Here is a 13,956-nt window from a genome sequence, read left to right as displayed (position 1 = left end):
GGAAGAAGGAAGAAGGAAGAAGGAAGAAGGAAGAAGGAAGAAGGAAGAAGGAAGAAGGAAGAAGGAAGAAGGAAGAGGGAAGAAGGAAGAAGGAAGAGGGAAGAAGGAAAATGCAATCCTGGCAATAATTTCAGCGATTAAAAGCGTCCTAACCGTCTTGGGTTCAATAAACAAAAGACGGAAACCAACATCCCTCCGGCGACCGGTACTCGCCAAGTGCCATCACCGCCATCGGCTTGAGGGCGCGCAGCCCCTCTTGCAAGCACCAGCGAAACAAACTTGCGTACCTCAGCGGCAAGTGAAAAGAAACCTGTTCTTCGGAACTGTACGCAGCAGCCCCCAACAGCAAAGCCTGCATATCAGCTTCCGTTTCCGCGACGCTGTGGCCCAAAGCCGACACCGCACAAGTATAAGCCACAATCCGACCTTGTTTACAAGCAACGAAGGGAGAAAAGTCATTCAGGGCGTCTTCAATCTCCGAAGTTCGATCGCACCCGCACAGTTTTTCGCACAAAGCCGCACATTCACCAACATCCTCACTACTCATCGGTCGCACCTCAAACCCATGCTGCGGCTGGCTGCGAAACTTGCCCTCCATTAACACGAAAGGTTCCTTCACCTCAAAACCCAAAGAAGCGTACAGCGACAACGACGCCATATTAAAAGATTCCTGAACCAAACGGATACCCACAGCGTCCTGTCCCCGTTCCAGCAAAGCTTTCATGATTTCCCGTCCCGTGCCGCGGCCTTGAAAAGTTCGATCGACACTGACGGGCCCGATACCGCGAATCGGGTTGCGTTCGTCCATAAACCCGCAGCCGACAACCGCACCGGAGCTCTCGGCTACTATGCCAAAAAACAACGGAATTTCGATCATAAGACCAATAATTTCCGTGGAAAACTCCAGCGTCGGAAAATCTGTATGAGGGAATTGGTGGCGATCGGAAATATCTTTAAAAGCTTCATAAGTAATGCCAGCGCAAACATCGATATCAGAAGGCTGCGCTCGCCTGATTGCGACATTCATTTTTAATTTAACGATTAACTTTTAATAAGATTAGAAGTTTGCAGTAGTATTTTGGCGCTGCGGGCTTAGCTTCCCGCGCCAGAATACTACTGCAAAAACAAGTTTACAAGCTGAGCCGTTCGAGGCAATATTACCTATGTTTTGCTCAGCGATGCAGTCATAGTTTAAGGATCGAAAGTCTTCTTACCGGTGAACTTCACCTTAATCGGATTGGGATTGCTGCCAATATTGCGGTCAATCTTACCGTTGTACGGACGACCTTCGTTCACCTTTTCAGGGAACACGCCATCTTTGGGATGCAGGTACTCAGTAGAACCGTCGGGAAACACGCGGTAAATTTTGTAGTTTGAGATTTTGAATTTAGCCCGCAGTTGCTGGCCGCCCAAAGCGATGCACTGCTCCTTGCGGGGCAGATACAGCAAGTTGTCGCCTTGACGCATGATTGCAGCGCCGCCTGTAGGCATTTCAAACACCTGTTCCTTGGGGCTAGTCCAAGTGATCGCGTACTTCTCTTCAACTAGCGCCTTGGTCAGCAAGCCGCCGGTGCTGCCGCCGAAAAGAGGGGGTTGTCCAGTGAGTTCTTCTGCCATAAACATATCCAAAGGATTTTTACGGCATCCTATCATCATGAGGCGACACGGCTGTCGAAATTGTAAGGAAAGTTAACAGTTTTTTGGCGATCGATCTCTTCTGATAATTGATAATTAGTAATTAATAATTGATAATTGGTAATTTACACCAAAGTTATAAAACAAAATTAGGCAGCACGAATCCCGAAAAAATAATCAAAAAAAAACAGCAATTATTCTGGTGCTTGTGGGGCACCAGAATAATCGCACATTCCCCCAATTTCCCCCCATACACGATGATCGAACAATTTACCGCGCCAACCCTAAGTCAAGAACCTATTAGGGTCATAGCCACGCGGAATTTGGCTCAAAGCAGTCCAAGTTTCTTGATCGACAATCCCGTTTGCCTGAATCCCAAAGCTTTTTTGAAATGCGCGAACAGCTTTGTCCGTCAAAGTAGCAAAGTCGCCGTCAATTGCACCACTATAATGCTGGGAAGTTTTGAGAACTTCCTGGACAGTAGCGACTGCTTCCCCAGAACTGCCGAATCTGAGTACGGGCATATTAACTGGAGCTCCAGTATAAAGCGCCTGCCAAGTCAGCGGCCCCACAATGCCGTCGGGCGACAAGAAAACCCGAAACTGAAACAGTTTCACAGAAAATTCAACTGCTTTGTTAAAAATTCCTTTAGCAGGATGCCGATAAAGTTGTAACTTGGTTAGCAGTTGTTCGAGTTCCAATACCGCTTTACCTTGAGAACCTAATTGTAGTTGTGGCTTTTTGGCCATAGGTTGAGTAGATTTCATCTGGGTTGTAGGTGACATAATCGATTTTCCTAACCTCTAGGTTTGAGTATTCTTCTGGAAAAAAAGTTTTTCCGGGCGAAACATTTGCATTCTCAAATTTTCACGAATCAACACTGGCGCCGGCAGTGCCTCAACAGATTCGATCGGCTTTTACCATCTCACGACTTGTGGACAGGAGACTTATACCATTTGAGATTTTAGATTTGAGATTTTAGATTCGGCATGACTGATTACGATCGGGGCTTGCAGCTTACCTACAGTTGGATTATTTTTTTAAACTGATATTAATTTTCGGCAGCCTCCCTAGGTATTCTGTCGCCAAACCGGGTTTAAGACGGCAAGAGCATCCTGAATCTGCTTTGATACTTCCGATTTTAAAGCTGAAGACCGCGTTGCCACATCACCTTTAAGGCTGATCTCACAGGGTGAGGATTGAGGGTGAGAAAGGGTGTAGCAGCGGAGGCTGGTTCTGTGAAAACTTTTCTGTGCTATCGTGTCTCGGTCGATCAATTAATATCGATTCCGGTTGCACTCCTTATCATTGTTGACTGTTTACTGTTTACTGTAGAAGGAGGTGTCAAAAAAATGAAAATTGCGCGAATTATTTGTTGGCCTCGGGATTCGACTTTACGCCCGACGATGAAGCGCGGATTTGATATCATTCCGGCGCAGCCGGATTTGATATAACTCGATCGATACTTGCGCGCTCAGACGCCCACAAACCCGGTTTTTTACAGTATATTCCATGTAAATGTAGATCGCGATCAACCGGGTTTCGAGCAACAGAATCAGTAATGATGCGAGAACTGTAAGCTGTTGCGGCATTTAAATTGTCTGTCAAAAAAAAAAGTCTTGTGGGGTGTCCCGCCCGCCCTGAATATACAATTTAAATGCGCGAAAGCTTACAGAAACCCGGTTTGTGGGGTGTACTTCATAAACCGGGAATACGCTGTATCAATTGAGTCTAAACAGTGGGAATAGTAAAGTGAAATTCACTTCCTCGGTCTTTTCCTGCGGAATCTACCCAAATTTTACCGCCCCAGCCGGCAACAATCTGCTTGCAGATTGCTAATCCTAAACCGGTACCGCCGGCACTGCGGCGCAAAGCTCCTTCTTCTTGATAAAATCGATCGAACACTACTTTTAAACTGTTCGCCTCTATTCCCCTCCCCGTATCGGCTACGAGCACTTCCACCATCTGAGAACCGTTGCATTTCGCTCTTATGGTCACGCTTCCTTGAGGTGTGGTGAATTTGCAAGCGTTGTCTAGCAGTTTGGAGAGCACCTCCACCAACCACTCTCCGTCAGCTTGCACTAAAGGCAATTCTGCGGACACTTCGGCGATAATTTCCGGTAACTGTCGATCGACAGTGCGCGATCGCACGCTGCTGAGGGCCAAATCAACGCATTCTTGCAGCGTCAGCGATTCTACATTCCATTTAACTCGCCCGCTTTCTAAGTGAGAAAGAGTTAAGAAATCCTGCACAAGTTTCCGCATTCTATCGGCATCACCGAGGGCAGTTTCTAACATGATTTTCCGCAATTCTGCGGGCATATCTGGTTCGGAGTTCAAACTTTCCAAACACACTTGAATCGTAGAAAGAGGGGTGCGGAGTTCGTGTCCGGTGATGGCAATTAGATTGCTGCGAGTGCGGTCTAATGCTTCTAATTGTTGGTTGAGTTCTTCTAAATGAGCGTAGGTTTCTGCTTGAATTAAGGCCGCTCCAAGTTGGGTGGCGATCGCCTCTACTAAAGCAATTTCGTCTTCTTCCCAAGGCAAAACCGATCGGCACTGGTGCATTTCCACCATTCCCAAAACCCGCCCCTGATAAAGCACTGGCACCATTAACCAAGAGACAATTTGCCAATTTTTTACAGTTTTTTCCAGGAATTGTGTATTGACAATCAGCGGGTGTTGTGATGTTTCTTGGATGTAAACTCGCTCTTGCCGCGCCACCGCGTCGCTCCATATTTGATTTTCCTGCAACAGCCAAGTCTGATCCAGCATGGAACTAGCGCCCGGACGCAAAAACTCGCGATCGATTTTGACCGCAACATCTGTGGCCTTGCACCGATAAATCAAACATCGGCTTGCCGACAGGGCAGTGCCGAGTTCTTGGACTGCAACTTCGACGATTTCTTGTGGGTTGAGAGACTGCCGCATTGCCGTGGTAATTAAGTTTACCAGGCGTTCTTTGCGTTCTTGAGCGGCGATGGCGCTGTACGCTTTGAGCAGTTTGTGCTGGCCTGCTTGCAAGTAGGTTACTAAGCGTTCGGTAAAAGCATCGCTCAATTTGGGATTGGGAATTTTTGAGTTTTTTCTCGTACTTATGTCGGGTTTGGCGGCTTTGGAAGTGGCGGATTTCCGCGTTTTTTTCGGTGTTTTGAGCTTGTAAGTAGTTCGCGCTCGATCGATCTTTTCGGCTAATTCCGGGCGATAATTGACAATTCTATCGAGCAACAATGCGGCAGCTTTGGAGCTTACCTCGCGATCGAACGTCCAAATTCCTTCAAATCTGCGAGCTTGATCCATCAACAGTGGCCCGCGATCGTCCTGGTTGTCGATCGGCACAATTTTTTCTTGACAAATCAGGCAAGTTGAGTATTGTTGCCCGATCACCACTAAGTGCCACTCTTTACTTAATCCGTCCTCCGGTTCAAACGCCACAGTTTCGTGACACTCCGAAGAATTTTTAAACTCAGTTTCCGGTGCTGCCAGCACGTATACCTGAGAGGATAGTGAGGCAATTCGCCGGTAGCGGTGAGCTTCCTGGCGGTAGAAGCGCTCTCGCTGAAAGCTGGCAATGACTAGCGGTTCGTCGTCGGAACCCGCCAAAACTAAGTCTTCCATCGCGTGAGACAAGGCTGTCATGGAAGATTTGAAATAAATTTGTGCCCGCAGTTGGGGCAAAGCTTGCAGAAGTTCTGCCAGTAGCGAAATAGGGACGATCATCTAGCCTTAAACGTGCATTTTTGCCGATGACAAAACAGGATCGATAGGAGGTTTAGAGCGATCCTTCTTCAGTATCTAATAGATTTACAGCACTTGGTAAGTAAAGTACAAAGAAATCGGTTTCGCTCTCCTAATGTACCCCGGTGTTCGCCCAAATTCGCTCCGCGGTGCCCGCCCAGATTCCTAGTTTCCCTGTACTTGAGTGTCAAACTATCCTCGCTCTCTTGGATATCAGTGCCATAATTATCGCTTTTTGGCGATCGATCTGGTTAATCGGTAATTAAACTTTAAAAAATCGCAAATAATTAGGCATTAGTTAAAAACTAACGACCAATTATTTTGACGACTGATCCCAAGAAACCCGGTTTTTACCCACCATCTATGAATAAACCGGGCTTCTGACACCTAGGGTGTAAGTCCTATATTTTTTTGAGGCATCGCGCCTAAGTATAAATGCTGCGGCTGTGGTTTTCTTAGGCTAGTTCGCCCCCTTCGTCGCTGCCGCCCGGAGATGATTTGTAGAGAGCATCTAATTGTTCGCGGGCGTCTTGGACAGTCAGCGAACGCATCACTAACAGGGGCTCATTGACTATGTTTCCGTATTCATCTAAAAGTTCTGGATGCGGTACCGATTGAGAGCGAGGATAGGATGGGTAGGGATTATTTGCCCTGAACTGTTGAGGGCGCTGGGACTCCATACCAACGGTGACTAGACTGCGGATTAAGTTACCGACTGCCAGAAAGGCAAGAACGGTAAAAGCTAAAATATAAAGCAGGTGCAACATTATCTTCTCCTCCGGGCTAAACAGCCACACAGCAATTTACAAAAGTGTTTCAGCAAGTATTGACACTCCCGGCCGTAAACGCGGGGATTCTTGGTTCACTGACATACCTTTAAACTATTCATCCCTTCGGCAATATTTAAACCAAAAACCCGTCCAATTGAACAAAGCTTCGAGCCTAATTTGAATAGTCCCAGAGGGCTTGTCTCCCCAAGCGTTAAGGGATTATTCCCTTTGTTCCCGTATGCCCTACGGTACATCTAACTACTAAGATTTTGAGTTTTCTGGTATGGGTGCGCGATGGCTACCCTAGCTATGTTTTTGTGGTTTTCGCCACCCACGAGACATTATTGTTTCTCAAGCGGGTCATTTTGGGGTTGGTTATCCATTCGATGCTCGCGGTTATTCTACCTGTATCTATTTGTAGTATAGGGTACTATTTGGGAAACTTTTAGAACTTTTTGGAAATAAAGCCTTCCTAAAACGACGGGGTTTTAAACCCAATTTTCTGATAACTTATTAACTGGAAATCTGTTGGAGGTTGTCAAGTGGGCCGCCACATTTCCCAAAGTTTGGGATTTGACTGCAAGTTTAACTTGAACTCGCTTCCTTATTTTCCAGGGGGAGCTGACTGCCATGAGCGAAAGCGTGCCGATACTTGCCAGCATTCGGCGAGCTGTCTGTGCCACGGCATCAGTGCTGCTGTTTCAATCCCAACTTGACCTCCGGTTGCTTGAAATAGAGCTTTAGCTGCGCCTACTTCTTGCTGAGCATGTTTGACTCGCGCCAGCAAGTCAGATTGATCCTCGTCGCTGAGAAAGGGAATTTCCTCAGTTTCTAAGAGCTTTGCCGATCGATCGAACCAGTAACTGAAATCCTCTAACAGCGGTTCCAGTAACGCTTTGAGCAATTCTGGCTCGGGCAAGTTGGAATTAAGCATGGATCAAAATTGGGTTATTTATCTATTATAGTCTTAGACTGTCTTTACAAAATGTAACATTTTTTTAACAAAAATTCAATAATTTAATAACAATTAGTCGGTGGGTGTGAATAAATTTAACTGTGTCAGCAGCGATTTTTGAGTGGAAATCCCCAAATTGTGCAATATCGGCTCAGACTCGCTAGCAATAGCTCATAGCAGAAGGAAGTTCGGCAAGGGATTTGCTTTCTTCGGATGTAACTCACATCTTGCACCATTCTCAATTACTTCTTTAGGAACAGGCTTTTCGGCCTGTGAAGCGAGAAAACTCATTCTTTGTGGAACGGGCCGGAGAGCCCGTTCTTGACAATGGTGCAACATCTCAGATGTAACGGATGTAACGGATGAAAGGAAGAAGAAAGAAGGAAGAAAAAAACTATGCCCCATGCCCAATGCCCCATGCCCAATGCCCAGAATGACCTAATTTCCCGGAGTGTCCCCCAGTCGGAAGTCGGCGCTTGCTGTCCCAATCTGAGTAAGATAGAAGCAACTGCAACTAAATTAATTGCTAATTCAGCCGATGTCTAGCTCAGAATCCATGTCCGCTCCAGAAGAGTCCGTTAAGATTGAGTTGCCCCGCACGAGTGAGTCGGAGGCACTAAAAAAAATTCGCCACACCACCTCCCACGTTATGGCGATGGCGGTGCAGAAGTTATTTCCCAAGGCGCAAGTGACCATTGGCCCTTGGATTGAAAACGGTTTCTATTATGACTTTGACACTCCTGAACCTTTTACGGAACAGGATTTAAAAGCCATTAAAAAAGAGATGATCAAAATCATCAACCGTAAATTGCCTGTAATTCGCGAAGAAGTCAGCCGCGAGGAAGCCGAACGCAGAATTAAGGAGATTAATGAACCTTACAAATTAGAAATTTTAGAAGGTTTGATTGAACCAATTACTCTTTACCATTTGGGCGAGGAATGGTGGGATTTGTGCGCTGGCCCTCACTTGGATAATACCAGTGAGTTGAATCCAAAGGCGATCGAGCTAGAAAGCCTAGCAGGCGCGTACTGGCGCGGCGACGAAACCAAAGCTCAGTTACAGCGCATTTACGGCACTGCTTGGGAAACTCCCGAACAGCTAGCAGCATACAAACACCGCAAAGAAGAAGCATTAAGGCGGGATCACCGCAAACTTGGCAAAGAATTAGGCTTATTTATTTTTGCCGATGCAGTTGGGCCTGGTTTGCCTTTGTGGACGCCGAAAGGCACTGTTTTGAGAAGTATTTTAGAAGATTACTTGAAACAAGAACAAATCAAGCGCGGCTATTTGCAAGTTGTGACTCCCCACATTGCCAGAGTCGATTTGTTCAAAATTTCTGGACACTGGCAGAAATACAAAGAAGATATGTTTCCGCTGATGGCGGAGGATGAGGAAGCGGCAGCAAACGAACAGGGTTTTGTGATGAAACCGATGAACTGCCCTTTCCACATCCAAATTTACAAAAGCGAATTGCGTTCCTATCGAGAACTGCCGATGCGCTTAGCGGAATTCGGCACGGTTTACCGCTACGAACAATCGGGAGAATTGGGCGGTTTAACGCGGGTGCGCGGCTTTACGGTGGATGATTCCCACTTATTTGTCACGCCGGAACAGTTGGATGCAGAATTCTTGAATGTGGTGGATTTGATTCTGTCAGTATTCAAGAGTCTGCAACTGAAAAACTTTAAGGCGCGTTTGAGCTTCCGCGATCCGAACAATTTAGAGAAATACATCGGTTCCGATGAAGCTTGGGAAAAGGCTCAAGGTGCAATCCGCCGCGCGGTGGAAACTTTGGGAATGAATTATTTTGAAGGAATTGGGGAGGCGGCTTTTTACGGGCCGAAACTCGATTTCATTTTCCAAGATGTCTTGGATAGAGAATGGCAATTAGGAACTGTTCAGGTAGATTACAATTTGCCTGAACGTTTTGATTTGGAATACGTTGCTGAAGACGGCACTCGCAAGCGTCCGGTGATGATTCACCGCGCTCCTTTCGGTTCTTTGGAACGCTTGATCGGGATTTTGATTGAGCAGTATGCAGGCGATTTTCCGCTGTGGTTAGCGCCGATTCAGGTGCGGTTGTTGCCTGTCAGCGCCGAGTTTTTGCCGTTTGCGAAGGAAGTGGCGGCGAAGATGAAACTGCTCGGAATGCGCGCTGAAGCTGATGAGAATAGCGAGCGTTTGGGCAAGTTGATTCGCAATGCTGAGAAGGATAAAATTCCGGTGATGGGTGTTGTGGGTGCGAAGGAGGTTGAGGCGAATAGTTTGAATATTCGGACTCGGGCTTCTGGGGAGTTGGGGGCGATTTCGGTTGATGAAGTGATTGGGAGGTTGCAGGCGGCTATTAGCAGTTACGGCGATTTTTAGGGGATTTTAATCGCAGATGCACGCGGATTAACGCAGATGATAGTTTGATATTGTCTGCGTTTTTCTAATCGAACGGCTAAAATAGTAGAATCATGTAAATTAACAGGAGTTAAATTAATGAGTAATCCGTTTCCGGGGATGAATCCTTATTTAGAAAGTCCTGAATTATGGCGTTCGGTTCATAATAGGTTAATAGTGGCGATCGCAGATTTGTTGACTCCGCAACTGCTACCCAAATATTTAGTAGATATCGAACAAAGAATTTATCAAATCAGTGGCGAAGATGCTTTACTAATTGGCATTCCTGATGTCACAATCCAGCGCTCCGCCACTACAATAATCGAGACTACTTCTAATGTCGCCGTTGCCGCTCCGCCCACCCAGTCTTTGAAGGTGAGAATACCTTGGCCAGTGGAAGTAAAAGAAAGTTATTTGCAGGTCATCGAAACTGAAACTAAAAAGGTAGTGACTGTAATTGAGGTGCTTTCTCCAACAAATAAGCGCCCTGGCAAAGGGCGAGAAATGTATGAAGGAAAGCGAGAAAGGGTGTTTGGTAGTCACACTCATCTGGTTGAAATTGACTTGCTGCGAAGTTACCAACCTCTGCCAATTTTTGGTAACGATATTGAGGCAAGTTATCGGATTTTAGTGAGTCGGAGAAATCAAAGGCCTTTGGCAGATTTGTACCTTTTCAATTTACCGGATATGATTCCTCAGTTTCCCTTGCCTTTGCGCGCGGGTGATGCGGAACCAATTGTAGATTTACAAGCGTTATTAAATGGGGTTTACGATCGCGCCGCCTATGACTTTAGAATAGATTACACCGCCGCACCCGTTCCCCCGTTGTCGGAAGCCGATGCTGCTTGGGCTGATTCTCTGCTTCGGGAGAGGGGATTGAGGGGATAATATGAAGTAGTAATCTTGGACGCATCTCAACCAAAGAAACCGGGTTTTTTGCTGTTTTGTGGGCTGTAATAAAGTATTATCGTGAAAAACCCGGTTCTGGCCACCGGTGCATAAGTCCTAAGCAGGTAAATCAACAGGAGTTAAATCAATGCCTAATCCATTTCCGGGAATGAATCCTTATTTAGAAAGCCCGGACTTTTGGCCAGAAGTACATCACTTGCTGATTGGTATGATTCAGGAGTCTTTGGTTCCTCAACTCGTGCCAAAATATCGCGTGGCGATTGAAAAGCGAATTTATGAAATTAAGGGGGAACAATCTCTGTTAGTCGGGATTCCTGATGTTTCTATCCAGCGCAATCCGATTCCCAGAAATTCAACTACATCGAATGTTGCTGTCGCCACACGAACTACTGAACCATTGAAAATCAGATTAGCGATGTCTGAGGAGGTGAGAGAAGGATATTTGGAGGTGATAGATCTGGCGACCAAGGAAGTTGTTACAGTAATTGAGGTGCTTTCACCTGCTAATAAACGTCCGGGGAAAGGGCGCGAAATGTATGAAGAAAAGCGGGATAAGATATTCGGAAGTCGCACGAATTTTGTGGAGATTGATTTGTTGCGGGGTTGGGAACCTCTCCCAGTTTTGGACAATGATATTGCAGCTAATTATCGAATTTTGGTGAGTCGGAGCAATCAAAGACCTGGGGCGGATTTATACTTATTTAATCTACCAGATGTGATTCCGTCTTTTCCGTTGCCTTTGCGATCGCCCGATGTTGAGCCGATCGTAGATTTGCAGGCGTTGTTGAATACAGTGTACGATCGCGCCGCCTATGACATTACCCTCGATTATATGGCTGAGTTAGTCCCTGCGCTTTCAGAATCCGATGCAGTTTGGGCAGATGCTTTGTTGTCCGAAACCAGCCTCCGACAATCTGAAACCTAAAAAACCCTACACAAAACGTTACATCTTTGTTAACATCGGGACGAGCCTGTCCTCAGCAGCCTCTCTTTTAACCTTCTAAACTAACGACTATGAGTCAACCTCCCTCAGCAATTCCCGCCTCAGAAGAGTCCGCCGCCGAAACCCAGACAGCGCCGACACACACTGCACCTCCACCGAGTTATGTCAAGCTGGCGATGCGGAACATGGTTCGCAAGCGGGCGACTTCTTTGTTTCATTTTGCCTTGACAGCCGCCGGACTTTTAGGCGTACTCGTCGGTTTGGCTTTTCTCGATCGCTATTTCAATTCTTAATCGAGGATTCCAACAATCAGCCTCTAATTTCGATCTCTAATTTCATCTTTTATAAATAGGCAATTAAGCTGATTGTTTTGCCTGCCTGTTGCAATCTCTAACAGATTACTGTATCTTTCCAGCAACAGCAAAATCCCCTGCCGTTCGATCGCGCAATTGGAATTTGTAAAAAAATTGAATATATTCCTTGACAGGAGAGCAAAAAAATGTTAATTGAGGTGAACGTCGAAGACTGTTACGGGCTCGCCCAGCAGTCAGCCGACGCTTCCAACCTCCCTGAGAGTGCAGCCAGCGGGGAGATTTGGGCCGAAACCTGGGAAAATTGGTTTAGCGTTTGGCTGGAAAACCAGGCGGCGGATGTGCCAGAGGCCCCGGGCTACGAAGTCAGTCTGCGTTTAACCGCCGATACGGAGATGCAAGCCCTCAACCTCCAGTACCGCCAGCTCGATCGACCAACCGATGTACTAGCTTTCGCATCTTTAGAGGTAGACTGTCCTCAGCTAGAGGAAATGCAGTCATCTGAACCCCTATACTTGGGTGATATCGTCATCTCGATCGATACAGCTAACCGACAAGCCCAGCAGCAAGGACATCCCCTGAAGACCGAACTAGCTTGGCTGGCAGCCCACGGTTTTCTGCATCTTTTGGGCTGGGATCACCCGGATGAAGAAAGTCTGACTCAAATGCTCGATCGACAGGAAACATTGCTGCGGGCGATCGGTATTTCGATCCAAACAGCATAACTGAAGTTGATGGTTGCTTAACAAATCATGTCAAGCCCAACATAACTTTCTGAAATTAAACCAAAACTTTAGTAAAAACTTAGGAAAGTTACTTAGACTTGATTAAGTCAATTTGAAAAGTCTAGCTTTCATTTATCTCTGTAATTTAAAGTTGGTTGTTTATGACACTAGATCGACCGTCAATTTCATCACAAATCGCACAGTTCCTGCCCATGCCTCAAGACTCTTCTAGCCAGACAGTCCACGAGCCTAAAAAAGCCTTGAAATACAATCGAGAGCTGTCCTGGAAAATCGCATCTAGCTTAGCTACGAGTTTTAGATACGCTTGGGGGGGTCTGAGTTATGCTTTTGAAACTCAGCGCAATTTTCGGATTCACACAGTTATAGGAACATTGGCGATCGGACTCGGGCTATTTTTGCAACTGAAACCTGTAGAAATATCTGTGATCGGCGTCACCATTGGCATAGTTTTAGCAATGGAACTGTTGAATACGGCGATCGAATCGGTGGTAGACTTGACAGTCGGGCAATCTTACCACGAACTAGCCAAAATTGCCAAAGACTGCGGTGCCGGAGCGGTTCTGGTATCGGCAATGGCTGCGATCATCGTCGGTACTGCACTTCTGCTTCCTCCTTTGTGGGCAGTCGTTCAAATTGCGATCGCCCGTTAGTAACTTATTGGGCCCAGAAAATTTTAGGTTTTAGATGACCCATTTGAGATTTTTAGTTTTATTCGTCTATATTGCAGCTATTTTTATCTTCGGCATCTATCTAAAATCTTGAAACCCTTGCTTTCAGGGAGCGAGTTAACCTAAGATCTAAAATCTAAAACCTAAAATCTAACTTAACCCGTGATTATAGTCATCGATAACTACGACAGTTTTACATACAATTTGGTACAGTATCTAGGAGAACTGGGTGCTGAGTTGCCGGTAGCAAGCGAAGTGCAAGTCTACCGCAACGACCAAATCTCCTTAGCAGAAATTCGCCGATTGCAGCCGGCAGCAGTGGTGATTTCTCCAGGCCCGGGGCGGCCGGAAGATGCGGGAATTTCGCTGGAATTAATCAAAGAATTGGGGCCGACTCTGCCAATTTTAGGCGTGTGTCTCGGACATCAAAGTATCGGTCAAGTATTTGGTGGGAAAATAGTTTCTGCACCCGTGTTGATGCACGGCAAAACTTCTCAGGTAGAACACGCAGGAGTCGGAGTTTTTCAGGGTGTGGAATCGCCGATGATTGCAACTCGCTATCACAGTTTAGTAATTGAAAAGCAGAGTTGTCCAGAAGTTTTGGAAATTACGGCTTGGGTTGAAGACGGAACTATCATGGGCGTGCGACACCGGGAATATCCGCACATTGAAGGTGTGCAGTTTCACCCGGAAAGTATTTTGACGACTGCGGGAAAGCAATTATTGCGAAATTTCTTGGAAAGACTTTAGTTGAATTTCTATGAATTTGTAGGGTTCGCTCTCACAGCACATTACGGTGAGAGTAGGGTACACATTTTCGCACCTGAACCGCATCAAAAAGGATACAAGCCCCCCACTCCTGTCGTGGTGAACCCCAAATTTTAGACTCCTGTTC

At 46.3% G+C, this 13,956-nt stretch carries 14 protein-coding genes; 8 read left to right on the top strand and 6 right to left on the bottom strand.

From position 1 onward, the window contains the following. Positions 1-163: 163 nt before the first annotated feature. The 6 genes from QUA43_RS12145 to QUA43_RS12120 all read right to left on the bottom strand — a co-directional run bounded on the left by QUA43_RS12145 (position 164) and on the right by QUA43_RS12120 (position 7,077). Positions 164-1,027 (bottom strand): GNAT family N-acetyltransferase, encoded by an 864-nt coding sequence (locus tag QUA43_RS12145; RefSeq protein WP_333374122.1) that lies wholly within the window; start codon positions 1,025-1,027, stop codon positions 164-166. Positions 1,028-1,191: 164 nt separating this feature from the next. Next, positions 1,192-1,617, bottom strand: a complete 426-nt coding sequence (locus QUA43_RS12140) for a photosystem I reaction center subunit II PsaD (protein ID WP_333374129.1) — start codon at positions 1,615-1,617, stop codon at positions 1,192-1,194. 302 nt (positions 1,618-1,919) lie between these two features. Then, positions 1,920-2,420, bottom strand: coding sequence for a peptidoglycan-binding protein (locus tag QUA43_RS12135; RefSeq protein ID WP_333374120.1), 501 nt, complete (start codon positions 2,418-2,420; stop codon positions 1,920-1,922). A gap of 946 nt (positions 2,421-3,366) precedes the next feature. Further along, on the bottom strand, positions 3,367-5,355 hold the full coding sequence (locus tag QUA43_RS12130) for a DICT sensory domain-containing protein (RefSeq protein WP_333374119.1): 1,989 nt from the start codon (positions 5,353-5,355) through the stop codon (positions 3,367-3,369). 473 nt (positions 5,356-5,828) lie between these two features. Continuing rightward, positions 5,829-6,140: a DUF2973 domain-containing protein gene (locus QUA43_RS12125; RefSeq protein ID WP_333374117.1), complete on the bottom strand. Its 312-nt coding sequence runs from the start codon at positions 6,138-6,140 to the stop codon at positions 5,829-5,831. Between the two features lie 607 nt (positions 6,141-6,747). After that, a complete protein-coding gene (locus tag QUA43_RS12120) occupies positions 6,748-7,077 on the bottom strand; it encodes a DUF2605 domain-containing protein (RefSeq protein ID WP_333374115.1) in 330 nt (109 codons plus the stop codon). Positions 7,078-7,494: 417 nt separating this feature from the next. Here QUA43_RS12120 and QUA43_RS12115 point away from each other — a divergent pair, with 417 nt between their 5' ends. From QUA43_RS12115 to QUA43_RS12080, 8 genes are all read left to right on the top strand, one after another. Continuing rightward, complete coding sequence (locus tag QUA43_RS12115; protein WP_333374114.1) at positions 7,495-7,644, top strand: hypothetical protein; 150 nt, start codon at positions 7,495-7,497, stop codon at positions 7,642-7,644. Then, positions 7,637-9,466, top strand: a complete 1,830-nt coding sequence (gene thrS, locus QUA43_RS12110) for a threonine--tRNA ligase (protein WP_333374112.1) — start codon at positions 7,637-7,639, stop codon at positions 9,464-9,466. The genes QUA43_RS12115 and thrS overlap by 8 nt, the downstream gene beginning before the upstream one ends. Positions 9,467-9,583: 117 nt before the next feature. After that, positions 9,584-10,372 (top strand): DUF4058 family protein, encoded by a 789-nt coding sequence (locus QUA43_RS12105; RefSeq protein ID WP_333374110.1) that lies wholly within the window; start codon positions 9,584-9,586, stop codon positions 10,370-10,372. A 148-nt stretch (positions 10,373-10,520) separates the two neighbouring features. Next, the gene (locus QUA43_RS12100; protein ID WP_333374108.1) at positions 10,521-11,318 is read left to right on the top strand and encodes a DUF4058 family protein; all 798 of its coding nucleotides are present in this window, start codon (positions 10,521-10,523) and stop codon (positions 11,316-11,318) included. A gap of 89 nt (positions 11,319-11,407) precedes the next feature. After that, on the top strand, positions 11,408-11,629 hold the full coding sequence (locus QUA43_RS12095; protein ID WP_333374106.1) for a DUF3285 domain-containing protein: 222 nt from the start codon (positions 11,408-11,410) through the stop codon (positions 11,627-11,629). A gap of 206 nt (positions 11,630-11,835) precedes the next feature. After that, entirely contained in the window at positions 11,836-12,372 is a 537-nt protein-coding gene (gene ybeY, locus QUA43_RS12090; protein ID WP_333374105.1) for an rRNA maturation RNase YbeY, read from the top strand. Between the two features lie 161 nt (positions 12,373-12,533). Beyond that, on the top strand, positions 12,534-13,043 hold the full coding sequence (locus QUA43_RS12085; protein ID WP_333138264.1) for a diacylglycerol kinase family protein: 510 nt from the start codon (positions 12,534-12,536) through the stop codon (positions 13,041-13,043). Between the two features lie 180 nt (positions 13,044-13,223). Beyond that, a complete protein-coding gene (locus QUA43_RS12080) occupies positions 13,224-13,811 on the top strand; it encodes an aminodeoxychorismate/anthranilate synthase component II (RefSeq protein WP_333374104.1) in 588 nt (195 codons plus the stop codon). Positions 13,812-13,956 lie beyond the last annotated feature (145 nt).

This window comes from Microcoleus sp. N9_B4, assembly GCF_036701635.1.
Taxonomy (GTDB): domain Bacteria; phylum Cyanobacteriota; class Cyanobacteriia; order Cyanobacteriales; family Microcoleaceae; genus Microcoleus.
The sequence above is the reverse complement of the archived record's forward strand: the minus strand, read 5'-3'. Positions and strand labels throughout refer to the sequence as shown.